This window comes from uncultured Campylobacter sp. (assembly GCF_937997595.1).
Lineage (GTDB): Bacteria > Campylobacterota > Campylobacteria > Campylobacterales > Campylobacteraceae > Campylobacter_B.
This window is the reverse complement of the sequence record NZ_CALKTS010000191.1, coordinates 1-25,117: the sequence shown is the minus strand read 5'-3', so window position 1 is coordinate 25,117 and position 25,117 is coordinate 1. Positions and strand designations below refer to the sequence as shown.

Sequence of the window (25,117 nt, the reverse complement as noted above, 5' to 3'; positions counted from 1 at the left end):
TGTAGTGGCGGCAAGTAGGTTTCGAATTGCGGCAAGATAAAATTTAGCGAGCGCGGCGGAGCTTTTTCGACTACGAAATTTTAAAGCAAGCGGGATGATGAAATTTCAAATCTCGCTTGGCCCGCGCGGGCTAAATTCCGTGCCTAAGCCCGTGCTGCGCGAGAGATAAAATTTAGTGGGCGCGAAAGACGCATAAGTTTGGCTTTCTTTTCGTTAAACATATACGAGATTACGAAAACGATCGGGCAAAAGGGCACGAACGCAAATGCAAACGGCGCGCTCCAGCTGGCAGCCTGCTCGCCCCAAAAATATCTCTCCGCCAAGCACGCCAAAAAACCCGCCGCAAAAAGCGCCGAGCGATAAATTTTCTACCGTAAAAAGCAGCAAACTGAGATTTGGATTTTCTACAAACAGCTTGCTTGGCTTAAAATTTTTATACCTTTTGAACAAATACCAAAGCAGCGCACAAGCCAAAATCGCAAATATTGCGACAAAAGCGGCAATTCTTAGCACGCTCTCAAAAGGCAAAACCGCCAAAATCAAAGCCGCCGCCCACCAAGCAAGTAAAAAAACTATCGGCACCGCTAGCAAATATCTCGCTGTCCTGTGAAATTTATACCTTTGCTCCGCACTCACTATATATTGCACACTCCTTGACATTTTATCAGGGCATATCTGCCAATTCTTTTACCATACTCTCAACACTTTTGTCTATATTGGTTTTCGTAGTGCCACAGTTATCAAATTCTAAATAGCTAATATTTTGTTTAAGATCTGATTTATGGTTCTCATACCAACTTAATTCTTTATTTATTTGCTCCATAAATTTTTCGTTATCAAAAAGATAGATGTAGGTAAAAGCCAATTTATTTCTATTTAGAATTATGCCATCTCCATTATATAGATAATACTCATGCTCGCCTACCAATTGAATTATCGGAGTAGTAAATCCCGCACTATTTTTATCTAAATTTACGCTTATAAACTCCTGTGTCAAAACAATAGGCTTTAAATTGAGTAATTCAAAATAGATATATCTTGATTTATTATAAGAGATATTTCTATCTCGGTTTATTTCCAATACTTTATCATACGTTATTTTATTGCCATATCCATAAGCAGCGTAATAATTCAGCATTTTATTATAGATATCTCTACATTCTTTGATGCCCTTAAATTTTTTACAATCGTTACTCCTCATCGTATAAAGAATTATTTTGCCTTTTTCTAAAAAATCCAAAATCGCTCTTTTATACAGCTCCTCTTTGGGTAAAATTCTATTCTCTTTGAGGCAGTATCCTTGCTTGTATTTGTCGTAGTCGGAAAGAGAAACTATCGCAAAGCCTCGTGAAGTGGAATAATCGGGAATTATACGGATAAATGCGGCGCAGAGTATTATTATAAGAAGAAGCACTGCGGCTAGGATTTTAAATTTAAGTTTGCGAAATTTCATAATGATCCTTTAAATGCCGCCAGCGAAGCAAACGCATACTTCGCCGTCCTGTGAAATTTATACCTTTGCTCCGCATCCATCGGTCTTAATTCCCTTAAATTTTTTAACAAAATTCATATTAGAGAATTTAGCGCCTCTCTATATCTCTACCGCCCAAATAATATTCTTCCAGCGGATAATTTATATTGCCGCAGTTATCAAATTTAAACCCTTTTCCGATACCGACTACGGCATTTTTTCTCTCTTTATAGTATTTCTTCACGATAATAAAATTTCCTCTCTCTCTCGTATCGCACAGATACTCCGAATGGTTAAATTGCATATAATTGCCGTTAAATATAGCAAATTTATCAAGAAACAAAGTACCTGTGACTTCTTTCTCGCCACCGTCAACCATAACTATCGGTCTATCAAATCCAACGCTCGTATCTTTCAAATTTATTTTTAAATATTTCTTCGGATCGGTTTTTTTAGCTTTTAACTCTTTCATCAGTATCTGCTCGGTCGTTTTTCCCTCTTGGTAATATTTTTCTAATACTTCAAAACAATTCGATAAGTTTATATTTTCTAGTTCGTAGTATGCAACCTCATATCTACTGGACCAAAGACTACCGAAGGTTTTCAACCTATAAGCATCAATCATCCAATATAGCTTTACATCATAGTCCAAATACGCCCCGGCTACTCTTTTATATAGCTCCTCTTTGGGTAAAATTCTATCCTCTTTGAGGCAGTATCCTTGCTTGTATTTGTTGTAGTCGGAGAGAGAAACTATTACAAAGCCTCGTGAAGTGGAAAAATCTGGCACGATGCGGATAAATGAGGCGCAGAGTATTATTATAAGAAGCAACGTGCCCGCTAGGGCTTTAAATTTAACGGATTTATAAAATTTCATATCGTTTCTTTTCTATCCATCCATTCGTTAGAGGCTAATTCTTTCGGGCCTGGAGGAGTTTGTTTGCCCCACAAATAATAACTCAATATATCGGCTCCGTAATTACCCTCTAAGTCTAATCTTAGATCAGTTTCTTTTTTGCCCATCTCTTATCCTTTTTCGGTTACATTCGTTAAGATAAAATTTCGACTAACTTTATCCGCCGTGAATCCACATATCCAGCTCCTGTTCCGCCGGGGCTTTGATATCAAAATCTATATTTCCGCAATTATCGTATGAGAATTTACGTCGCAAATGCTTCATATGAGTATAAGCTAAGACTTTGTTAAAGCTTTCTAAACTCTCATATCCGCTTTTTATTGCCATTAAATTTTTAATAACATTATATTCAATGTAAAAACTTATATCATCGACATCAACATAATTCACAAAAAATTGATTTTCTTTAATTAAAAATGATTTTTCTAAAAACATTTTTCCGTTATGAAATGGATTTTTCTCTTCCGATAAGATAATAGGCTGTCTAAAGCCCAAAATTTCATCCTTATACACAAAATATTTTGATAGATTGGAGATATCTATTTGCGTCTTGTCTTTTATCTCATAATCAAAACTCTTTCTATCGGTATTTTCAACCAAAAAATCAAACCAGTTTTCTTCATTAAAATCGCCGATTAGATAGAGCTTGGAGATGTGCGCCGTATAAAAACTATGGCCGAAATTTTTTATATCGTGCTCATCGATAATGGTATTTCGCAAAATTTCATAGTCGTGATATCTTTTAAAATAATTTATAGCGGCATTTTGAAGCAACTCTTCGTTGCTCAGAATTCTATTCTCTTTTAGACAATATCCCTTTTGATATTTGTAATAGCTAAAAATAGTAACTACGCAGGAGCCTCGTGAAATGGAGTAATCGGGCACGATGCGGACAAATAGGGCGCAGAAAAGTAGTGCCGCGGCTAGGATTTTAAATTTAAGTTTGCGAAATTTCATAACGATCCTTTAAATGCCACCAGCGAAGCAAACACACCTCGCCGTCTCGTTAAATTTATACCTTTGCTCCGCGCTCATCGCCCTGAGCTTTTTAAATTTGAGATAAATTTTAGCGACGCTCAAAGTTTTATGCCTAGCGCCAAAACCTCTTTGCATAGCTAAATTTTATATCTCGCGCTAGCCAATTTTAAATCGCCGAAACATTTAAATTTTTGGTTCTCGCAGCGCTTAAATTTCACTCGGCGCGGCGCGTAAAATTTAGCGGTGCGGCGCCAAAAATTTCAGATAAGCTCTAAAGCCGCGCCTTAGTTTTATATCCGCAAGCTTTAACCGCGCCGTAAAAAGTCGGTCTGCCACGTAAAATTCAGCGGCGCGGCGAAGAGGGTCCGTCTCGTAAAGCGGTGCTACATCAAATTTAGCCGCACCGCAAAAGCTACTCCGCTGCGCAAAATTTAACCGCGCCGCGCCAAAGCTCGTTACTTCTTCGGTTTGCTTAGCTCATAGCCGAAGTGGATCTTTTTGCTCTCGCCCGGCTTTAGCTCGAAGTCCCAGCTAAGCAGTCCGTCCTTGCCGAGGCTGCTCTGCTCGGGCGAATTTTTCAGCGCGACCTTTACGTCTTCGTGCGTCGAAACGGGCGCTCGCTCTTGCAAAACCACGTTCCACGCGCGCTTGGAGCTGTTTTTGATCTCGTAATCCCAAGCCATGGAATTTTTGCTTTCGCCGCCGAAAAATGAGTTTTTCGTGAAGTTGTTCGCCTGCTCTTTTTTGACTTCGATCAGGCTGTTTTTACCCAAGTACGCCGTAGCCTCGGCGTTTGCGGCAAAGCCTAGATGCACGAGCCCGATCTGCACGCCGTCGAGCTTTATTAGCGTTTCGCTCTCCTCGATGCTTCTTTCGGGGATAAATTTAGCCCGCACGTAGGCCGCCTCGCTGCCGTAGCCGTCGATGAGCAGATCAAATTTCGCATCCAGACTCTGTTTATCGAAGCTGAACTCGCCCGTCTCGCCCGCTTTTAGACTCACGCCGCTAATTTTCCACACCTTTGAGAGCGAGTTTTCGATATTCGAGCCAGTCCTTGCATACGACGATCTCGCCTCCGCCGCAGGCGCCCTCTGCATATCCGCCACCTCTAACATCACATCCTTTTTATACGCCGCCGCGGGCGCCGGTCTTGCAGGCTCGCCCTCGTACCATGGGTAAAAGGGCTGCGGCGCGGTCTGCGAGGAGTATTCGTAAGGATACAGCGCGATCGTTAAATTCGCTAGCTCCGCGTTTAGCGGATTTTGCACCGAGAGCTTTTGCGCGACCTCGATTTTGCCGCTAGCAAGATCTGCGGAGAGCTCGTTGTGCGTGTAGGCGCTTACGTCAACGGGGTAGTTGATCTTAACGAAGCTCGGATCGCAGCCGAAGTTCGCGTTTAAGCGGCGCTCGTTTTTGATCACGTATTTTGAAATTTTCTCTTTGAGCTTTACGATCTGCTCGTCCGTTTTTGAAATTTCGCCCGCTACGAGCAAGACTTCGTCGTAAATTTTTTGCGAATCCGCCTTTAGGCTCGCCAGGCTTCTATCTTTTAAGCTCGCAAAATCGCTTAAAAAGCGCTGCTGCGCCTTAAGCGCGACCAGGCGGTCGCTTAGCTCGCGCAAGCTCTTTTCGTCCGCCTCTTTTTTGGCGAATTCCGCGTTTTTAACGGGCTCGCTCTCTTCCAAAGACAATTCGCGCACTTCGCAAGAGCCCGTAATCTCGATGCTGCGGATATCCAAGTACTCCGGCACGTTCACGCTGAAGTTTGATTTTTGCGCGCCGAAGTTTTGATGCAAGAAGGCGGAGTTCGCGTAGATCTCAAGGCTATTTTCCTGCGCACTCAAATTTACGGCAAGCGCCGCAGCTGCGCTTAAAAGAACTATTTTTTTCATTTTTACTCCTTAAAAATTTTACGTAATTGTAACGATAAATTTTGATTTTTATGCTTAAAATTCGAAGCGAATTTTAAAATTCCGACCCCGCCGCCCGCTTTGAAATTTCAAAATTTCGTCGCCGTAAAAACTCCGCCGCGGACGTTAAAATTTTACTGCCGCTAGCGCTATATAAGCTTTGTTGCTCGCGAAGCCAAACCGATAAATTTTAAAATTTTACGCAGTAAAATTTCTGAAACTTTAGGCGAGCGAAGCAATGCGAAGGAAGCGCGGGGCGCTTCCTAGCCTTCGCGAGAAATAGTGAAGCTCCTCATCGCAAGGACGAGCTGTACCCCTCCGAGAAGTAAAACCGATAAATTTTAAAATTTTACGCAGTAAAATTTCTGTAACTTTAGGTGGGTCGAGGGAGCGAAGCTCCCCGTCGCAAGGACGAGCTGTGCTCGTCCGCGAAGTTAGGATTAAAACGGATATGTCAAGCAACACACCCTGCCGACCTTTTCGTTGTAGCTGACGTCGAGCTTCAGATCGTATAGTTTGCTTAAAATTTCGCTTTTTATGATCTGCTCGGCCTTGCCGTATGCGACCTCGCCGCCGCCTTTTACGAGCGCGACGTATCCGCCCAAAAGCAGTGCGAAGTCGGGATTGTGCGTGGCTAAAACGACGGTGTAGCCGTTTTTTAAAAGCTCTTTTGTGGCGCGGAGGAATTTGTATTGGTTAGCAAAATCGAGCGCCGAGGTGGGCTCGTCGAAGATCACGATCTTAGGCTCGCTGCAAAGGGCGCGCGCGATGGACGCCATCTGTCTCTGGCCGCCGCTTAGGCGCGTGATGATCTTGTCTTTTAGGTGCCAAATTTCAAGCATTTTCATGTAACGCTGCGCAAGCCTGTAGTCGTTTTCGCTCGGCTGCGAAAAGATCCCGATATGCGCCGTGCGCCCCATCAGGACGTACTCAAAGACGCTGTAGTCGTACTCGCAGACCTCGCTTTGCGAGACGTAGCCGATGATCTCGGCGCGCCCTTTGGCGCTGAGACTCGCCATATCCTTGCCGTCAATTGAAATTTTACCGCGCAGAGGCGTAAGCGTGCCGCTGATTAAATTTAAAAGCGTCGATTTGCCCGCGCCGTTTTGCCCCAAAATCGTCAGCATTGCGCCCGCTTCGAGGTGCAAATTTACGTCGTGCAGCGTCAGAGGGGCGGATTTTACGTAGCCGAAGTCTAAGCTCTCAACCCTAACCATTTAGCTTCCTTTTGTTTTTAAGCAGGATGAATATAAAAAATAGCGTGCCGATAAAGCCCGTAAGCACCCCTAACGGGATCTCGCTTTGATTTATACTGCGCGCTACGTCGTCTACGATGAGCACGAAGATCGCGCTTAAAAATATGCTCGCGGGGATCGCCTTGGTATTGCTCACGCCCACGATCATGCGCGTTAGATGCGGCATCAAAAGCCCCACCCACGCGACTATGCCGCTGATACACACGCTACTTGCGGTTAGCAGCGTCGCGCAGACGATGATGATGCCCCGCTCCAGCACGACGTTTACGCCGAGCTTCGCCGCGGTCGCATCGCCCATGGATAGGACGTTTATGCGGTAACTCATCAGTACCAAGACCACGATACAAACCCCCATAATCGGCGCTATCATCGCTAGCACGCTAGAATCGACCTTCGCGAGGCTTCCTAGCTGCCAATATACGATGTCTGCAAGCTTCGTCTCGGGATCTGCCATAAATTTTAAAAATCCGATCAGCGCGCCCATCAGACCGCTTACGATGATGCCCGCAAGCACGAGCATTATGGTGGCGCTTGAACGCAGCGCGCGCGTGATTAGAAGCGTAATGCAAACCGCCGTAAGCCCGAAAACGAAGGCGAAAAGCTGGATCAAAAGGATATTTAGATCAAGCAGGATCGCGATCGCCGCGCCCACGCAAGCCCCGGCGCTGACGCCTAAGAGATCGGGCGAGACGAGCTGGTTTTTAAAGACGCCCTGATACGCCGTGCCGCTGATGCCCAGCGCCGCACCCACGAGCACCGCGGCGATGATGCGCGGCAAGCGCACCTGCATGATGACGTTGTGGACGTTTTGCGCTACCTCGCCGCCGCTAAGCGCTTTTAAAACCTCGTCGATGCTTAGGCCGAAGCGCCCTATACAAAGCGATATCGCGATCGTCGCGATCGTCGCTAGTATCAGCAGCACGAGCATAAATTTAAAATTTTTCATACCTTCCCTTGCTTTAAATTTTATCTTTTACCTTAAATTTAATCTTTGAAATTTCGCCTCGTTGAAACCTGCTTAAAATTCCGCTTTAAATCCCGCCCTCTAGCTCGTAGGCGAAAGGCTTGCGGTAAAATTCCTTCGTGATGGCCTCAAGATCAATATTTCAGAAAAGATCCGGATGAAAATTCTAGCCGCCTGCAAGCTTTGCAGTGACGTCCTCGCGCCCGTGCGGTCCCAGCCGAAAATGTTTGCAGGCGCAGCATAGACGCGCTTTTGCCACACCGCCTCAAGCTGCGAAACGCAGGACTTGACAGCAGTGCCTCCGCCTCGCACGACATCTTCTGCCGATGATGACGCAAAGACTGCAGCGACTTTGGTTTATGCATCTAAATCCTTAAACAGATGTGGCATTTTAGCACATATCATATTAAATTTTTATGATTTCGGCTTTCATATACGTGAGCGAATCTAATGGCGTGCAGCTCCGTGTAATAAGGCTTTTAAGCGAAATTTCGCTTACGGATTTCAGATGAGAGCCTACGAAATTTACGCCAAGATGGAATTTTAAAATTTCATCCTTTCGCAAAAGATGCGCTTAAGCTCGATGGCGGAATTTTACCCGGCTAAATTCTGCCGATTTAGCAGCAGACACGGCGTGCGGCGAAATTTTATACAGAGTCTGAAGATTTGATTTAAAATTCCACGAACGGATGCGGTGCGAAAATTTTATCTTTATTTGACCTTGGTTTTGCTAGCCACTTAGTCTTAGAATTTTACTAGCCGTTTGGTCGCGGGATTTTATTTGCCCGCAAGGGGTTAAATTTTATCATGAAATTTCGCATCGCTTAAAATGCGATGCGAAATGAATCCATCCGTCGCTACTGCCAGCCTAGAGCTTTACGCTTTAGGCGCATATCGCTTACCATTTTTAGCGCAAGCGCGATCGGATCGGTATCTACGTGCATCACAGAGCCAAGTGCCCGCCTAGTACCCTCTTTGAAAAAGTGTATGACGTTTGCGGAGCCGTGGATTTGATACTCGACGCAGTGATATGAGTCTATGCCCATCAGGCGGAATCCGAGCGAGGCATCGACGCCCTTTTCGTTCGCCCACTCGGGAGAGGTGAAGGCAAGCGGCAGCTCGTAGAGATTTTTGCCTAGCACTCCTGCGATACCTGCGAAAATTCCGCTGGAGCGGGTGTTATCGATGCACTCACCCACGTGCCATACCGGCGGAAGCTCATCTTTTTCTAAAAACGCCCGCAGCGACGCGCCCGCTTTTTTATACGCACTTTTTTGGCAAAAGCCCAGCTTCATTAGCGGGAACGACGCGCAGCCGTTGGTTAGGATTAGGACGTTATTTTCGATTAGGGTTTGTGCGACATCTATGATAGCGCGCTCATAAGGCACTTTAGGATTGGTGCAGCCGACCATATTTACGATGCCTAAAATTTCACCGCTTTTTAGCGCGTGCGCTAACGGCTCCATGCCGCCGTAGTGCTTATGGACGAATTCTACCGAAAAGCCCACTTCGGCCTCGACTTCATACGGCGGGATATATACCGGCAGCCCCTTGCGCTTTTCGTGAGATTGCAATGCGCGATCTAGAATTTTACGCGCTAAATTCCTAGTCTCGGCGATATTGCTATGGTGATGATCGTAGCCTATATGCTCGGCTCCGGGAAGCCTAGCTGATGAGCTTGTGGTAACGACCTTGGTCTGGAAGCAGTTAGCCACGTCCATGATCGCAGGATAGACATCTTGGACATCGGCGACCCACAGATCAAGCGCTCCCGTGCCTATGACGAGTTCGGCAGTTACGGCGTTTGAGAGCGGCACGACGCCCCAGTTGCGATACATCGCCGATAGTCCAGAACAGCACACGCCGTAAAATGCGATCCCCTGTGCGCCTATTGCGCGAGCCTTATCTTGGTACTCTTTAGAATTTCCGATCTCCACTATCACGCTTACTAATGTCGGCAGATGTCCGTGCACGGCGATATTGACCCAGCCTTTTTTAAGCGCGCCCATATTACTTTTGGAAGTTACGCGATCTCCTACGCCAAATAGCGCATCCGTAGCGATATTTGCAGCTACTACGCCAGTAAATGTAAAAGCAAGCCCACAGCGCAAAAGATGCTGCATCACGCTGCGCCAGTCTCCATCCGTGCCTACACCCGTTCGGTGATATGCCTCAAAGACTTCGTTATACGCACTAATTGGCAAGATATCCAGCTTGCGCCATACCTCTTGACGCTCCTTAGGTGCGAGCGCAGTGATGGTTTTGTACTCGCCGCTGCTTTGCGAAAGATCTGTTAAAAGCGTATCGGCAAGCTCGATCGCTACCTCTTTTAACTCTCTGCCTTCAGTTGGAATTCCAAAGGCTTTGGCGGTATTGATGATTTTGTATTCGCCTATTATGGGCAGATCTAGCTTGCCCTGTGCCGCCCATTTTAGCGACAGCAGAAGCTCTCTGGCGTGCGCGCCGTGTTGAGCTACGCCCGCAGCTACTTGACGCAGTAGGTTGCGCGACACGATGAGATCGGCGTCCGCACCGCAGGTGCCGCGATCGGCCTTTTTAGTAATTTTGCAAGGCCCCATATTGCAGATCTTACAGCATACTCCGCTAAGTCCATAGCTACACATAGGCATCTGTTTATCGAAGCGATCAAACGCCGTATCTACGCCGATCTGCTCCATCCTAAGCATCATTTCGCGCACGGCGGGATCAGGAGTTTTCTCAAGCACTTCTTGTTTTGTGGGGAAGGTCTTTTTGTATTCAAGCACCGCCTTCATATAATCCGCCGTAAATTCCGCCTCGTGAAAATGCTCGAAAAGATTGCCCTGCGCGTCTTTATGTGTGTGTGGACTAGCCTCTGCGGGCACTAAAACTTTTGGGATGCCGTGCTCGTCAAATCCGATAATCGCGCGATGAGAGTGGGGTTTGTGATCATGGCTATGTTTGTTGTGCTCGTGCGAGCTGATGACGGAATCTTCGTCGCGCTCATGCGAAGACGCCGCAGAATTTGCGCCGTATTCGTGTAAATAAGCTGCGAGGTTCTCTTCTTGATCGTGCGAGTGGGTCGCAAGATCTTCGTCGTGTAGAGGCGAGTGGATTGCGAAGCTATCGCTATGTTCGTGCGAGCAAGAGAAGTGGTCTTTGCTGCTTGGACTCTTCGCAGGATTTGAGATGGAATTTATCAAAGAATCAGCCATAGAATTTGTCGTAGAGCCTATCGCGGAATTTTGGGCGTTGCTTGCGCCTTGAGCGCTTGAGCGCGCCGCAAAGTTCGTGCTTGAAGCAGAGCTTGCGCTATCATCGTAACTCGGTGCGGAATTTTTAGCTTGGCAATCGCACTCGTCGCAGGAATTCTCACCTGCGGCGCGATTTTTAGAAATTTTGTCGCGAACATGTGAGGCGGAAGTCATAGAATTAGCGGCAGAATTTTTATCAGTGCTTGCACTTTTGTCGAAAACGGATGCGGAGGAGCTTTTGAGTGCGTCTGCGGCGGAATTTTCTCCCGTATCCGTGGTGGAATTTTCATCCGTCGCAGCCTTCTTGCGTGAGCCTTTTTGTTTTGAGATTTTGTCGTTTGCCATGGTTGTCTCCTTAAAATTTATTTTAAAAATAAGTGAGAATGTAGAGCTCAATAAATATACTGAAAAACTACACTATTTAATTCTTATAGATAAAATTTAATGAGATTGTATTTTTTAATTGCTTTAAATTCCCTTAATAACGCACTAAAATAAAAGATAAATTTTTATGAATAAAATATACTAAATAACTTAGTTTAAATTTCGCCGAGCGGTTAGATCATCTTAGATAATCGATCAGCCTGGCGGAGATTTCGCGAAACTGCAAAATTTTATGCCCCTTTTTCTCGCGTATGAAGTCCTGTGCGTCGCGCAGTCTCGCAAACGTAATGAGATCGTCGCCTCTGGCGCTTTGCAGCACGCTGCCGAATACATAAAACGCGTCCTGCGCCCGCAAAATTTCGCCGCTTGCGTAATCGGTGACGTAAAGCTCCGCGCCGTCGAAATTTGTGTTCGTGGAATTTGACTCGCCGAAATTGCCGCTAGCGGGATTTTTGCTCGCAGAATTTGCTTCCGAAGAATTTTCATTCACAGAATTCGCTCCAGCAGAAGCGCCGCCGAAATTTACGCCCGAGCTCTCACCCTCGAAAAAATATGCAAACATCGCCTTGGGCGAAGCAAACGCGAGCGTGCTGCCGTCTTTGAGCCTTGCATAGGCGCGAAATTCTGGATGCGCGCTAGTATCGATGCCGTATTTGGCGCAGGTGAGATTTACGTCTTTAAGCCACGCAGGCTCACGCGCAGATTTGAAATTCTGCACCGAGTCGGAGCCTGTATTGGGCGTGCCTAAATTCTGTGCCGAGTCGAAGCTCTGAGCCGCGGAATTTTGCATCTCAGCTGCGCCGCAAAGCGCTATAAATGTCGCCAAAATGAGTGGAAATTTCACGCCAAATCCTTTGATCTAAAGATAAAATAGCCCAAAATCAGGCTTGCCGCGCCCAGAGCGATCGGATAGAGCAGCGAAAAGGTGATGAAAAGTCCGCGCCCGAAGTGATCTAGGATAAAATACGCCGTCGTACCGATGACCGCAAGATCGGGATCAAACAGGCTGATAGCGGCGATGCGGAAGTCCTCCATCGGGTTTGCCAGGGCGATCGCAAAGATCAGATTTTCGTTCACTCCCGTTTTTGCGAGCAGTCCGATCAGCACGAGATCCAAAAACGCAAGGCAGAAAAGCCAGACGAAAAATGCGAGCCCAAGCCCCATCTCTTGGCTTTTTGAGACGGCGCAGATCAAAAATGCGATCCCTAAAAACGCCGCGCATAAGCTAAAAAGCAGCCCCGTATAAAGCAGGCAGATCGCCCACGGAATGCCCGTTCCCTTGATCGCGCCCCAAACGATCGCCAAAAGCAGCGACAAAAATATCGGCACGAACACTCCAAATAGCCTTCCTAGTGCCTTGCCGTAGTAATACTGCGCCTGCGAGATCGGAAAGCTTAGCAGGTATTCGAGGATGTTTAGGTCGCGGTCGGCTAGGATCGCCTTGCTGGTGGTGACGAGCACGAAGACGGGCAGGATGATGATGCAGATCTGAATAAACAGCAGCAGCAGTCGCGAAAGCCCGCTAAAACCGAGCACGCGCGAGTCGGTCACCCCCGTGATGAAAAACGCCGCCACGAGCCCGCTAAAGATCAGCAGATAGAGCAAAAACCAGCGCGAGCGGAAGGATTCTTTGATATCCAAAGCGGCGATGGTGAGTAAATTTTTCATTCATATTCCTTTATTGCGCCTCGGTGCGCTTTTAAATTTAGATTTCTCGCGCGGCTTAAATGCGCCGCCCGTCTTTAAATTTTAGCCTCGTTTTGCAGCGCGGATTTCGCGGCCTTAAATTTTGCCCGTCTAGCGTTTAAACAAGCGGCAAAATTTTATCCGCAGCGTGCGACCGTGGGCCGCGCATAAATTTTAAATTTACGGCTCGCTTGCGGCGCACTCAAACAGCGCGTCGTTTGCCGCCTACCATCCGTCATTCCGCCGCAGTTTTAAAATTTAGCCGTTTAACGGGACTGCTTAAATTTCAGCTTCGTAAAATTTCAAAACCGGGCGTATCCCGCGGCATAAAATTTTAAAATTCTAAAAATCCCGAAGCGACAAATTCCGCGCCGGATAAATTTTAAATTTACGGCGAAATTTTAAATTAGCGGCTCGCATAAAATTTCATTCGGCAAAGCGAATTTTGCGCCGTACATTAAATTTAGCCGCGTTGTGAGATAAAATTTCGCAGCCGTCTTTTAAGCCTGGCTTTGCCTCACGCTGAAGTCGCGAAGTAAAATTTTGCCTCATCTATGGCGGCACGGACGGCGCGCTGAAATTCAGGCTTTAAATTTAGCGCAAAACGAAACCGCTTAAAATTTTGCCTTCGCCCAACGGCCTTAATGCGCGTGTCCCGAATGCATATCGTGCGCCGTGTCGTTGCCCTCGTGCATCTGCCCCATATCGTGCGGCGCGCCTTGAGAGTGCGCCGCGCTGCCCGCATCGCCGCCGCCCATATCATGCTTAGGCTCGCTCATGCCGTGCTCCGCGGAGTGAGGGTTTTTCATGCCGCCCATATCGCCATGCATACTTCCCATATTGCCGTGCGCATCGCGACCCATATCGCCCATTCCCATGCCGTGCGAGCCGCCGCCTGCTTTAAGTGCCGCGACTACTTGATCGAAGCTGAAGTCTTGCTTGCCCTCTTGTTTGTTTTTAAACGCGCCCCAGCCGAACGACATAGGGGTTTTAAAGCCCTTGTAAAAATACGCCGTGCGTGCGTCGATAAACTCGCCGTTGCCGCTAGCGTCATTGATGTAAATTTTAGCGTCCTTTAGCCAGTTTAGTTTGTCGTTGGTAACCATAAAATCCACCAAGCAGCCGATGTCGTCAAAGTAGTGGTTTTTACCGTCCACGCGCACATCGACGCTGAAGCGGTTGTCGCTGATCGCCATCTGGCAGTGCTCGCATACGTCCCTGTCGTAGTGGACGTTGCCGTAGTCTTTCTCGTCGCCGCAGCCTAAAAACGTAAGCGCCGCAAGCGCACAAAGTAAAAATTTAAACATTTTTATCATCTACGATCCTCCCTAGATCCATTGAAATCATTCTTTTTACCAGTCCTCCCACTTCCTCGAGCCTATGCGAGATAAAGATCAAGCTCTTATCTTTTGCGTGGTTGTGCAAAAGCGTCTTAAAACGCTCGCGCGCGCTCGGATCGAGATTGGCGGTCGGTTCGTCGAAAATCATCGCCTTGCTAGCTCTGCCGAATGCTAGCGCAATTAAAAATTTCTGCTTCATACCGCCGGATAGCTTATGAAAGGGTTTGTTTAAATTTGAACTCAGATCAAGCTCCATTTCGTCGCAAAATTTTGCGATGCTTGCTCTGCTTGCGTCAGCCGTACGCTCGGCGAAATAGATGAGCTCATTTAGACTCAGCTTAAGCGGCGGCGGGGTTTGCGGCACGAAGCTGATACCGCGTAGTGCGCGGCTGCGCTGCTTAAACGAATCAAATCCGTCGATAGCGACGCTGCCGCTTGTCGGTATGTATTCGCCCAAAATCGTCCGCATCAGCGAGCTTTTGCCGGCGCCGTTTTGCCCGACGAAAAGCACTTGCTCGCCGCCTGCGATATTTAGATCGATATCTTTTAAAACGAATTGATTTGCGAATTTCTTGCTTACGTTTTTAATCTCTATCATAGGCTTCCTTAGATCATATCTTTTAGCTTATTGCCGATACCGAGTGCGTCTTGGTGACACACGTCGATACAGCGTCCGCATAGCGTGCAGTCGATCCCTTTTAGCATAAATTTGCTCTTATCACCCAGGTTTTCGGATGCCTTTTTTTTAGTGATATCCAGTACGTGCGAGACGAAGCAGACGTCTTGGCAAACGCCACAGTGATCGCACCTGCTCTTATCCCAAGTAATCTTGCTAAGGCTCGCTTTCGCCGCAAGCGAATAGGTGCTTCCTAGCGGGCATAGATGAGTGCACCACGCTCGCCTGCTAAAAAACACTTCGAGCAAAAACACAAAAACGATCCAAAGCCCAGCCAGTGAGAAGCCGTAGATGATGAGGCGCGATAAAATTCCAACTACGTTAAAAATTTCAAAAACGAGTAGATCCGTAATCGCACTTAGCAGCAAAAACACCGCCCAGATCACATATCGCATACCGCGAGGCAATGAGCGCTCCTTGATGACATGCTTAGCGATTAGCGTATTATGCAGCTTCTCGCCGATCTCGCTAAGCGCTCCGTAAGGGCAAATCCACGAGCAAAACGCCTTGCCGCCCGCGATGAAGTAAAACAGCAAGATGGTGCCCGAGCCGATGAGTAGATTTATCGGCAGATCCTTGTGCGCGGCGATAACCTCAAGAGTGGCAAAGGGATCTGCTAGGTGAAAGCCAAGTATCCGCGAGCCGCTGATGTCGCCTTCTAAAATTTGAATATCGGCGCGAAAGGAAAGCACGAAAAGCAGATGCACCAAAAATACCGTGGCGTAGCGCAGCGCCCGAATACTGGGGCGCAGTTTGCCGCTTTTATTTTTAAGCGCGAAGGTCGAGAAAAAGCTCGTATTTTTGATCGTGCATCGCGAATTATATTTATCCAAGACTTACTCTTTAAATTTTGAAATTTCATCCGCGAGCTTATCTAGGCTCTCGTCGCTTACGTTGGTCAGTAGTCCGCTCATCAGGCTGTTTTTGATCTTGCCCGCCTTATAGTCTTTGAGACTTGCTAAAATTTGATCCTTGCTCTTGCCGCCGATCGGCGGAGCGATCTTGCCGCGTCCGTCATCACCGTGGCAGGGCGCGCAGCTTACCAGATATGAGCTACTAACCTTAAAATCGCGCTCTTTGACGCTTTGCTGCAAAATTTTAATATTTTTTACGTCCTTATCGTCGATGAGATCGACGCTTTTGCTCTGCGGCGCGGGCTTTGCTTGCGCTTGCGGCTTGACTTCTTGCTGCGGCGCGCTAGAATCGTCCGAACTAGCCATAAAGATCATCAGCGCGATCAGTGCTACACCCAAAATCAAAGCTAAAATTTTGCCCGGTTTCATTTCTGCTCCTTAAATTGTTTGTTGAACTCGTAAATTTCTTTCGCCATCGTCTCTATCTGCTGCTCGCTCATGCCGTTTACGAGCTGCACCATAAGAGGGTTAGGCTTTTCTTTGAATTTATACTTTTTAATCATATCCACGATCTGCGCGTCGGTTTTATCTAGAAGCGATGGGCCTATGATGCCGTTGGCGTAGTCGTCGTGGCACGCCGAGCAGCGCAGGATAAAATCGTGCCCAAGGCGCTTTTTCATCAGGTCGAAATTTAGCTTTTCATATTGATTTTTGATGCTCGAATACGCCACGATATTTTTGGTCGTTTCGTTTACATCGCCGTTTAGGTTAAAATTTACCTTTCGCTCGCCGTAAAAATCGTAGCTTACGAACTTATCGTCCTTCTTGGGCGCTTCGCCGCTTTTAACGCTGATGCGAGGCTTTGCAGTATGATTTTGTTCCACGCTCTGCGATGCGGAATTTACACTCGCGGAATTCTGATCCGCAGAATTTTGCCCTGCAGAATTTGCGGCGGCAGAGCTTGAATCGCCGTCATCTCCGCAGCCACACAGCAAAAGCGCCGCAGCTAGCGAGCATAGGCGGAATTTAATAGAGTTTTTCATTGTTTTCCTTCATAGATTGATTTGTAATCCGCCCGCGGGATTATCTCGATGATACGCGCCGGGCAGAGCTCTGCGCACGCGCCGCAGCCGACGCAAGCGCTGCGGATCTGCGGAGCGAAATGCTTGCCTGCTTCTATCATCGCAATGGCATCGAGCGGCTGCGGGTAAGGACATAGCGACGCGCATAGATCGCAGGGCTTGCCCTCTTTTGCCGCCAGCGCTGAGTTTAGCTCGCGCTCTTGCTCGGTCTTGGCGGGCTTTAGGCGCAGATCGCTAGATTTTAAAACCTGTCCGCGATACGCCAAACAGGCATCTAAATTTTCAATCACAGCGATGCCCATTTTGACCTTTTTAGGCTCGTTCGTCTCGTGGCTAAGCGCGCCGCTTGGACAGGCGAGCACGCAAGGAAGCGCGCCACAAAGATAGCAGCCTCGCTCTTTGGCATCGATGACCGGAGTACCGATATCAAAAAGATGCGTAATATCGAGCAGATAGATGCTGTGATAGGGGCAGACCTGCACGCATTGACCGCACTTGATACAGCTAGAGCGGAAGCCTCGTTCCGCTAGCGCTCCGGGCGGGCGCAGATATAAAGAGGCGGAACTCCCACTAGAATTTTCCGCAGAATTTTGTTTTATGGAATTCGGCGCGGAATTTTGCCCCGCAGAATTTACGGAATTTGACGCGCCGGAATTCTGCGCTTCGCCGCCCGTAAAATTTACGGAATTTGTGGAATTCTCATCCGCAAATAAGTTCGCTGCCCCGAGTACTCCGAGCGCTCCGCCGAGTAGTTTTATCGCTTCGCGTCTATTCTTTATCATTGCCTCATCCTAGGTTTTGGATCTTTTAGCAGTAGCTCAGGCTCTGAAAACGGAGCGAGCTTGGAGATGAAATTTAAAAGCGCGATCCCGCTGGAGCCGTAAAAAAATCGCACGCTAGGCTTATGCGCCCAAAGCCTATCTGCGTAGGCGTATGCTGCGTAACTCACGTCGCCGTAACCGTCGCCGTCGCGGTCAAATCCGTCGTAATCGTCGAAGTAGTTGCCACTCCATTCGTTTTGTAAGAGCTTGGATTGGGGCGTATCGTTTAGCACGATCTCCATATTGCCTTTAAATTTATTGTTTTTAAATACGCTTTTTAGCTGCGTGGCGTGGAATTGCACGCCGATGCTGTTGTATTCGATATCGTTGTTTTCAAAAACGTTAAGTGAGCCCGGCTGGTAGGGGGATTGATCCAGATAAAATCCGCGGGCGTTGTAGATGACTTTATTGTCGGTGATCGTAAAATTTGAGCTATCCTTCATACCTATGCCTACGCCGTAAGCGCCGTCTGCGTTGCGCACGACGTTACGTCTGGCGATATTATCGCTTGAAAACATAAAAAATAATCCCACGCTATTGCCGTCGTAGTAGTTATCCTCCACGACGTTATGCCCGGAGTTCATAAAGTGCAATGAATAACGGCAGTTGTGGCCTTTATTGCCTGCGACGAGATTACCGTTTGAGAAGTAAAAAACGGTGTCGCGGACGTTATGGACGTCGTTATTTAAAATTTTATTGGCATTGGAGTACCAAAGCTTGATGCCATCACCTTTGAAACTCGTGCGGTAGGTATTGCTTGAAATTTCGTTGCCCTCGATCGTTACGTCGTTTGCCTTGCTTAGCACGACGCCGTAGAGCACGTCTTTGATGAGATTATTTTTTATGATTACGCTGTTTACGTCGCTTACGTTGATCCCTGCATCCTCGCTAAGATGTTCGAAGCCTCCGTTTTGAATTGTTAAATTCTTGATTGTAACATGCGGAGAGCGGACGCGGATGACCGTTCCGTTGCGATCGCCTATGATCACGGCGGAGCGGTCTAGTCCGTCGATAGTAAGGGGTTTATCGATTAAAATATTGCCGTGGTACTCGCCTGTGGCTAGTTCGATAATATCGCCCGCTTTTGCGCTATCGATCGCGTCTTGAAGCTCGCCCGCGCCTAAGCTTAGCGCGAGCGAGAATGCTAGAAGCAAAAGCCTCATCTATGCTCTCGTAGGAATTTTTTCTTAGATAGTAGAGCTAACGCCGATAGCAGCGACAGGGCCAGCATCAGCCAAAAGCCAAGAGCCGGATATGAATGGGTAGTAAAATGCGCTACGCTGCCGTCGCCAAATGCTGTAGGCATAAAAGGCTTTATTTTAAACGCGCCCCAGTCTTGCAGGTTATGCCCGAACCAATACAGCCAACCCACGTAGCAGCCGATGAAGATAAGCGGCGCAATGATCGGCAGGATCATAAGCAGAGTCTGCCCCTTGCCATCATAGTACAAAAACGCAAGCATACCGATCGTAGCGATTATGAGATAATACGGCGATAGCGAGTGCTCGAGCGTGCCGCCGCGCCAGACGGGATACATGCCGATATAGTGGTTTAGGGTATTCATCTCGCCGACATCGCCGCTAAAGCCGTCTACGTGGACGTAAAGTGGAATTCCATCGGGGAAAGCCTCTTTTGGATAGTTCGGCGCTTCGAGTGAAATTTTCCACACTGGTATGCTAGGGACCCCCACTTCAAATTTATGCTCCAGCATCGCGCCTAGATCATTTTTAACATCACTAGGAATTAGGTGATTTTTATACGATGCTTTTGTATAAAAATTCCATATCGGTGAGGAGTATGCGGGCAGCTGCGAGACGCTGCTAACCTGCCCCGATACGATTTTGCCTTGGACTTTAAAAAATCCGAGCGTAGGGATGGTAAAAGCGACCGTCATAATAAGCAGCGCTAAAATCGCGTAAATTTTATACTTTGGCATTTCATCTCCTTTAAATTCTCCCCCTTGCGGGGGAGAGTGTGGCTAATTAAGACCCGCGTTCTCATCGACCCATTTTAGGTATTCGATGATATCTTTGATCTCTTCGTCTTTCATATGCTGATTTGGCATGCGAAGGTTGAAGTAATTTATCATTGCCTTAACGTAGTCGTCTTCGTAGAATTTAGCAGGGTCTTTGATGAAATCGGCTACCCATTTTTCGCCGTTTTCATGGCGGAGTAGGACACCTGTTAGATCAGGACCCGAGCTTACTTGACCGATGACGTGACAACCGTTGCAGCCTCCGCGCAGATAGGCTTTCTCGCCGTTAGACGCAGCCTCGCTCATAGGAGTGGAGAGCTCGCGGATTAGATTATTTTTAGCGCGAAGTCCGACATCTGCGGTTTTTACTAGGTACTGCCAAACTTGACCTTCCCAAAGTATCGCGCCGTTCATATCGCCTGCTTTTACCGCGGCGTCTGCCTTGGCTTTGGTTTCAGGAATTTTGCCGTATTGATCCAGCGCATCATCGACTAAAGCCTTGACCTTAGGATATTTCTCGTAGTTTTTCTCTTTTAAGAATTTAACGACTGATTGAATAACGTCGTCGGTGGCTTTATTTGTAGCTACTACCTTGTCGTATTCGGCTTTTAGAGCTTCTGGGCTAAGAGCTTTTAGCATAGAAGCTTTAGCTGAAGTGTATTTTTTATTCGGATCTTTTACATATAGATATCCAAACATCTCAAGGTGCAACGCAGAGCAGAATTCCGTGCAGTAGAAAGGAAATACGCCCTCTTTATCTGCGATGAAATTTACGCTCGCAGTCTTACCCGGCTCAAGCGACATATGCAGATCATAATCATCAACCGTAAAGCCGTGAGTTTCGTCCTCGGCACGCTCTAAATTTGTCATATAGATCGTTACGTTATCGTCCTTATTAACCTCGATGTGCTCAGGATTAATATGGCTGCGGATCGCTGTAGCATAGACTTTTACGTTTTTGCCGTCGCGCTCGATGCGCTCCTGACCTGCTAGCGTCATAGCAGGGTGCTGCTTACCAGTGCGAGAGTTTGTTCCCATAGTATAGGTAGGTTTCGTATGAAGCTTGCTAGCTGCGATAGAAACTACGTCGTGCGGCTCGCCAAGACCGATAGGAAGATCGTAAAGCATCTCCATTTTAGGTCCTGTAATGTCGATCAACTGGTGATTTTGCGGATGAAGCGGTCCGATAGGATTAAATCTATCGATCGAAAGCTTATCCAACGCGATTACGTATTTGCCGACAGGCTTTGAGGATTTGCCCTCCATAGAATCGAGGTGGCCGATATTGTAGTGGACGTTGATCCTATCTAAAACCTTTAGCGTTTTGTAGTTCCATTTTACGATCTGGCTATCAACGTAAAGCGATGTATAGATTACGCCATCTTGCGAATCGAAGGTGTTATGCAAAGGTCCAAGACCAAGCTCTGCTTGTCCGTGAAGCGTCTTTTGCATATCTAGGATCGGAATTCCGTACGGATCTTTGCCTGCATATTCTTTTTTATCAATTAGCTCTTTGATCTTTTTGAAATCATAAACGCTAGCGTGGGTATCTAGTTTGCCGCCGATGATAATATAGCGACCGTCCGGGCTAACGTCCACGCCATGAGGGGATTTAGCTTCAGGGATCAAAAATAGCGCTCCCGCTTTTACAGCGGCGTCTATCGTAACGATTCTGTGTCCGTTTACGACCTTATAGTTTTTGCTATCTTGAGCAAGTTTTTCTAGAATTTGCCAGTTGTAAACGTGCAAGTAGTCGGTATCGTTGCGGCTCATACCGGCTTCCATCGGAGGCAGACCCTTTTCGATGCCGCCCGTGTACATTTCGGAGTTAAAGCTGTTGGTAAACGCCCAGCCAAAGCTCTCGCCCTTACCTGCGTCACTTAGATCTTGCATATATGGAGGAAGCTCTAGAGAAAAGGATTTATTTACGTCGATTTTGCCTTTGTCGTAGTCAAATTTCCATAGCGTTACCGCACCGCGATAAACCGCCTGATACTCCTCGATCGGGTGCCAGTCGTTATCAAAAGGGGCTGCGTATTGGCTGGTTTCGATGACGTATTCGGTATTAGGCGTTACGAAAGAGCCGCCGTGATCGCTTTTGATTACGGGATTTACGACTATTTGAGTAGTCTCGAAATCGGATAAATTTATAACCGCGATTCTTGGGTTCGCCTTATCGTTAATAAAGAGATAATCGCCCACATACTCGCCGTTTTTTTCGCTGAAATTTGGATGGTGAGTATCACCCCAGTTGATCTCTTTGCCGTTAATAGAGCCCGATCTTAAGACCGCCTTGCTCTCCTCGTCAAAGCCGTATCCCTGCCAAGGCTCCGGGGTAAATACGCCGATATATTTGTAGATCCTCATCGACGGCACGCCGTAAACGATCACCTGTCCGCTTTGACCGCCGGAAGAGAAGACCATATAATCGTCCTTCCTACCGGTCGGCTGATAGGTCTTAGCCGCCGCCAAAACGTCTTTTTCGCTTAAATTTCGTTCTTTCATCACGCGCTCTAGGTCGCTATCCGCGGCACACAGGGCGCTTGCGGCGAACAAAACCGAGCCCAAAAGCACGGGTTTGAAACTTTTTAACATACTAATCCTTTCTTAGAATTTTAAAATTTTGCCTGATTTGCTGACTACGAGGATCGCTTCCCCGTCTGCGTACATCGCTAAAAATTCGCTTTTTAAATCCACAACCTCCTTTAATCCTGCTTTTTGATTTTCGTAAATTTTATCTTTAGTAGCGATAAACTGCGTGCTGCGGACGCACACGATGGATTTGATCCAAGAGCCCACGCTTTTGCGCTCACCGCTTTTTAAATTTATAAAGCTCCCCTCTATATCGCCCACAAACAGCGTCCCGTCGCAGTCTGCAAGCGCAGTGGCGATAGAGCCGCTTAAATTTTTATCGCCAGCTTCGGCTGAAATTTCGCTTTGAGTTTTAAGCCCCTCGTCTTGAAATTTTGCGCCTTTGAATTCTGAGCTTTGAAATTCTGCGCTCTTTGCGCCGCCAACTTTCGTTTCGTTTTGCTCGGAGCCTTGCACGATTCTCGTACTATTAAATTCTGCATCTTTAAATTTCACGCCACCAAGCTCTCCCTGCGCGGCGCGATTAGGCGCTGTATCGATGCCGCTAAATTTAATCGCAAAAAGATCTGCGCTAAAACAGGCTACGCCGTTCCAGCTTGCGACGCAAAGTCCGTTAGCGCCCAGGCTAACGGCATTGATCCTGCCGTAATGAAACGAAATTCCGCGCAGCCCATCTGGGGCGGAATTTTTATTTAAAGATTGCCCGTTCGCGGTGGAATTTTCACCCAAGGCGTAGCCGCCATCCGCGCTGTTATCAGGGTCTTCGTCTAATCTTATTAGTTGATTCTTATCCACTACCGCGTAAATCGCGTCTTTTGCGGCATAGATCGCATCTATTTGGGCTGTGCCGCTACGCCCCGTCTTAAGCGTGCGTAAAAACTTTAATCTGTCGTTTAGTACCGCGATTTCGGCTCCGCCCCAAGCTAGATAAATTTTGCCGTTTTTTAAATTTAGAGCCGTGATTTCGTTATCGCTGTATTTTTGCGCGAACTCCACATCCCATTTAGCAGTATCAAACATCCTAAGCTCGCCGCCACTGCCGCATAAAAGCAGTCGGTGCGAGCTTGCGTCGAATGCGCCCAAACGCAGCGTGGCATTTAGATCAAAGCTACCAGCTGTTGCCATCTGCGATAAACAAATCAAAAAGGCAATACAAAATTTTATAAAATTCATCTTAATCCGCTCTTTGCAAAATGATACCACCCCAAGGCTTAAAAATCGGTTTAAAGCTTGAGCTATAATGGAATTCTAAGTTTTCTTAAAAGTTGCGAAATTCTATGATATAAAAACAGCTCTAAGTGAAATTTTATTTTTCACATTTCGCTATAAATTCTGCTTTAAAATTATAATTTCAGTAAATTTTTATTTTGATAGATTTTTACAATTCGTAACGCTCCTTTAATTTTATTTAAATAAAAAGTTAGTATAATCGCCAAAGTTTGTTTTAATTTTTACGAAGGAGAAACGATGGAGTTTCTGACGAGTTTGTCTGAATTCAAGCAGTTCATTATTCAATTAATAATCGTGCTTGGTTGTCTGTTCTACGGCGCTAAAAAGGGCGGTATGGCCCTTGGAATTTTAGGCGGCATAGGACTTGTAATTTTGGTATTCGGCTTTAAGCTTCAACCCGGAAAGCCCGCCGTTGACGTTATCCTTACCATCCTGGCCGTCGTCGTAGCGAGTGCGACGCTGCAGGCTACGGGTGGACTTGACGTTATGCTTCAGCTTGCCGAGAAGCTTCTTAGAAAGCATCCTAAATTTATATGTATCATCGCTCCTATGGTTGCGTGGACGCTCACGATTTTATGCGGAACGGGACACACCGTCTATACGCTGCTTCCGATCATCTACGACGTAGCGATTAAAAACAACGTCCGCCCGGAGCGCCCGATGGCCGCATCTACGATCTCATCTCAGCTTGCCATCATCGCTAGCCCCGTTTCGGTAGCGGGAGTTTCGATGGTCGCGATCTTACTGGGTCAAGGCGTGCATATCGAGGGCTTTAGTAGCTATTTGGATCTACTTAAACTTACCATCCCTTCTACTTTTATCGGAATGCTCGTAATCGGAACGTGGTCGATCTTTAGAGGCAAAGATCTGGATAAAGACCCTGAATTCCAAGAAAAGATCAAAGATCCAGAGCAGAAAAAATATATCTACGGCGAAAGCACTACTCTGCTTGGACAGAAGCTAGCTACCATCAAATGGGTATGTATGTGGATATTTTTAGCCACTATCGCGTTGGTTGCGGTCTTAGGATACTACAAGCAGTTCCGCCCTGCATGGACGAATAACGCGCCGGGCAAATCCGTAGAGATCGTAGTGGATAAAAAAGACGTCAAAAACATCACGATCAAAGACGGCCAGGTCGTCTCCACGGTAGAGGGCGGCAAGGTAATTTCAAACGTCAAAGAGTCCAAAGCCAAAGACGCTACTAAATTTAACAGCGTCGAAATTTACGACAAAGATAAGAAGCTTACCCAAAGCATCGTTGCCCAAGACGGAAACGTCGTCATCACCGCAGGCGATAAGAGCGAAAGCATCGCAAATGCAAGTATCGTCGTAAAAGACACTATGAAAAAGACTACGAACCTAAATATGGTCCTTACTATTCAAATTTTCATGCTTTTAGCGGCCTCCATTATGATGATTGCTTCGGGCATAAAAGCGGGCAGCATCGCCAAAAACGAAATTTTCCACAGCGGTATGGTTGCGCTTGTGGCGATCTATGGCATTTCATGGATGGCGGAGACGATGTTTACCGCCCATATCGAGATGCTTAAGGCGTCTTTGGGCGAGGTCGTCAAGGCCTATCCATGGACCTATATCGTAGTTTCGCTACTAATCAGCAAATTTCTTAATTCCCAGGCGGCCGCCGTTGCGACCTTCGTTCCGCTCGCCGTTACCATCGGTATCGATCCGGGTCTTATCATCGCATTCGCGCCGGCTTGCTACGGATACTATATCCTACCTACCTAT

Annotated in this window: 23 protein-coding genes; 1 reads left to right on the top strand and 22 read right to left on the bottom strand. The window is 47.1% G+C overall.

Annotated features, from left to right (window positions below):
• Positions 1–213 precede the first annotated feature (213 nt).
• From Q0614_RS06830 to Q0614_RS06725, 22 genes are all read right to left on the bottom strand, one after another.
• Positions 214–648: a hypothetical protein gene (locus Q0614_RS06830; RefSeq protein ID WP_298787520.1), complete on the bottom strand. Its 435-nt coding sequence runs from the start codon at positions 646–648 to the stop codon at positions 214–216.
• Between the two features lie 16 nt (positions 649–664).
• The gene (locus tag Q0614_RS06825) at positions 665–1,453 is read right to left on the bottom strand and encodes a hypothetical protein (RefSeq protein ID WP_298787518.1); all 789 of its coding nucleotides are present in this window, start codon (positions 1,451–1,453) and stop codon (positions 665–667) included.
• A gap of 127 nt (positions 1,454–1,580) precedes the next feature.
• A complete protein-coding gene (locus tag Q0614_RS06820) occupies positions 1,581–2,348 on the bottom strand; it encodes a hypothetical protein (RefSeq protein ID WP_298787516.1) in 768 nt (255 codons plus the stop codon).
• Complete coding sequence (locus tag Q0614_RS06815; RefSeq protein WP_298787514.1) at positions 2,345–2,494, bottom strand: hypothetical protein; 150 nt, start codon at positions 2,492–2,494, stop codon at positions 2,345–2,347. The genes Q0614_RS06820 and Q0614_RS06815 overlap by 4 nt, the downstream gene beginning before the upstream one ends.
• Positions 2,495–2,543: 49 nt before the next feature.
• Positions 2,544–3,344 (bottom strand): hypothetical protein, encoded by an 801-nt coding sequence (locus tag Q0614_RS06810; RefSeq protein WP_298787512.1) that lies wholly within the window; start codon positions 3,342–3,344, stop codon positions 2,544–2,546.
• A gap of 476 nt (positions 3,345–3,820) precedes the next feature.
• Complete coding sequence (locus Q0614_RS06805; protein WP_298787510.1) at positions 3,821–5,257, bottom strand: DUF4139 domain-containing protein; 1,437 nt, start codon at positions 5,255–5,257, stop codon at positions 3,821–3,823.
• Positions 5,258–5,715: 458 nt separating this feature from the next.
• Positions 5,716–6,492: an ABC transporter ATP-binding protein gene (locus tag Q0614_RS06800; RefSeq protein ID WP_298787508.1), complete on the bottom strand. Its 777-nt coding sequence runs from the start codon at positions 6,490–6,492 to the stop codon at positions 5,716–5,718.
• Positions 6,485–7,477 carry an iron ABC transporter permease gene (locus Q0614_RS06795; RefSeq protein WP_298787506.1) on the bottom strand — a complete coding sequence of 331 codons (993 nt, stop codon included), beginning with the start codon at positions 7,475–7,477 and terminating at the stop codon, positions 6,485–6,487. The genes Q0614_RS06800 and Q0614_RS06795 overlap by 8 nt, the downstream gene beginning before the upstream one ends.
• 99 nt (positions 7,478–7,576) lie before the next feature.
• The gene (locus tag Q0614_RS06790; protein WP_298787504.1) at positions 7,577–7,807 is read right to left on the bottom strand and encodes a hypothetical protein; all 231 of its coding nucleotides are present in this window, start codon (positions 7,805–7,807) and stop codon (positions 7,577–7,579) included.
• Positions 7,808–8,352: 545 nt separating this feature from the next.
• Positions 8,353–11,073: a carbon monoxide dehydrogenase gene (locus Q0614_RS06785; RefSeq protein ID WP_298787501.1), complete on the bottom strand. Its 2,721-nt coding sequence runs from the start codon at positions 11,071–11,073 to the stop codon at positions 8,353–8,355.
• 217 nt (positions 11,074–11,290) lie between these two features.
• Entirely contained in the window at positions 11,291–11,956 is a 666-nt protein-coding gene (locus tag Q0614_RS06780) for a nitrous oxide reductase accessory protein NosL (RefSeq protein WP_298787499.1), read from the bottom strand.
• Complete coding sequence (locus Q0614_RS06775; RefSeq protein WP_298787497.1) at positions 11,953–12,780, bottom strand: ABC transporter permease subunit; 828 nt, start codon at positions 12,778–12,780, stop codon at positions 11,953–11,955. Before Q0614_RS06775 ends, Q0614_RS06780 begins: the two co-directional genes overlap by 4 nt.
• Before the next feature lie 659 nt (positions 12,781–13,439).
• A complete protein-coding gene (locus tag Q0614_RS06770; protein ID WP_298787495.1) occupies positions 13,440–14,114 on the bottom strand; it encodes a hypothetical protein in 675 nt (224 codons plus the stop codon).
• On the bottom strand, positions 14,098–14,736 hold the full coding sequence (locus tag Q0614_RS06765) for an ABC transporter ATP-binding protein (RefSeq protein ID WP_298787493.1): 639 nt from the start codon (positions 14,734–14,736) through the stop codon (positions 14,098–14,100). The genes Q0614_RS06770 and Q0614_RS06765 overlap by 17 nt, the downstream gene beginning before the upstream one ends.
• A gap of 8 nt (positions 14,737–14,744) precedes the next feature.
• A complete protein-coding gene (locus Q0614_RS06760) occupies positions 14,745–15,647 on the bottom strand; it encodes a NapH/MauN family ferredoxin-type protein (RefSeq protein ID WP_298787491.1) in 903 nt (300 codons plus the stop codon).
• Between the two features lie 3 nt (positions 15,648–15,650).
• Entirely contained in the window at positions 15,651–16,097 is a 447-nt protein-coding gene (locus Q0614_RS06755) for a cytochrome C (protein WP_177389178.1), read from the bottom strand.
• Entirely contained in the window at positions 16,094–16,711 is a 618-nt protein-coding gene (locus Q0614_RS06750; RefSeq protein WP_297926796.1) for a hypothetical protein, read from the bottom strand. Before Q0614_RS06750 ends, Q0614_RS06755 begins: the two co-directional genes overlap by 4 nt.
• Positions 16,708–17,532, bottom strand: coding sequence for a 4Fe-4S dicluster domain-containing protein (locus Q0614_RS06745; RefSeq protein WP_298787489.1), 825 nt, complete (start codon positions 17,530–17,532; stop codon positions 16,708–16,710). The genes Q0614_RS06750 and Q0614_RS06745 overlap by 4 nt, the downstream gene beginning before the upstream one ends.
• Positions 17,529–18,734, bottom strand: a complete 1,206-nt coding sequence (locus Q0614_RS06740; RefSeq protein ID WP_298787487.1) for a nitrous oxide reductase family maturation protein NosD — start codon at positions 18,732–18,734, stop codon at positions 17,529–17,531. The genes Q0614_RS06745 and Q0614_RS06740 overlap by 4 nt, the downstream gene beginning before the upstream one ends.
• Positions 18,731–19,507: a cytochrome C gene (locus Q0614_RS06735; protein WP_298787486.1), complete on the bottom strand. Its 777-nt coding sequence runs from the start codon at positions 19,505–19,507 to the stop codon at positions 18,731–18,733. Before Q0614_RS06735 ends, Q0614_RS06740 begins: the two co-directional genes overlap by 4 nt.
• Positions 19,508–19,549: 42 nt before the next feature.
• Positions 19,550–22,141: a Sec-dependent nitrous-oxide reductase gene (gene nosZ / locus Q0614_RS06730; protein ID WP_005870833.1), complete on the bottom strand. Its 2,592-nt coding sequence runs from the start codon at positions 22,139–22,141 to the stop codon at positions 19,550–19,552.
• A 12-nt stretch (positions 22,142–22,153) separates the two neighbouring features.
• Positions 22,154–23,311 carry a hypothetical protein gene (locus tag Q0614_RS06725; RefSeq protein ID WP_298787484.1) on the bottom strand — a complete coding sequence of 386 codons (1,158 nt, stop codon included), beginning with the start codon at positions 23,309–23,311 and terminating at the stop codon, positions 22,154–22,156.
• Between the two features lie 294 nt (positions 23,312–23,605).
• On the opposite strand from Q0614_RS06725, the gene Q0614_RS06720 reads away from it, so the two are divergent.
• The coding region (locus tag Q0614_RS06720; protein ID WP_298787482.1) for an anaerobic C4-dicarboxylate transporter at positions 23,606–25,117 on the top strand (1,512 nt) is incomplete at its 3' end.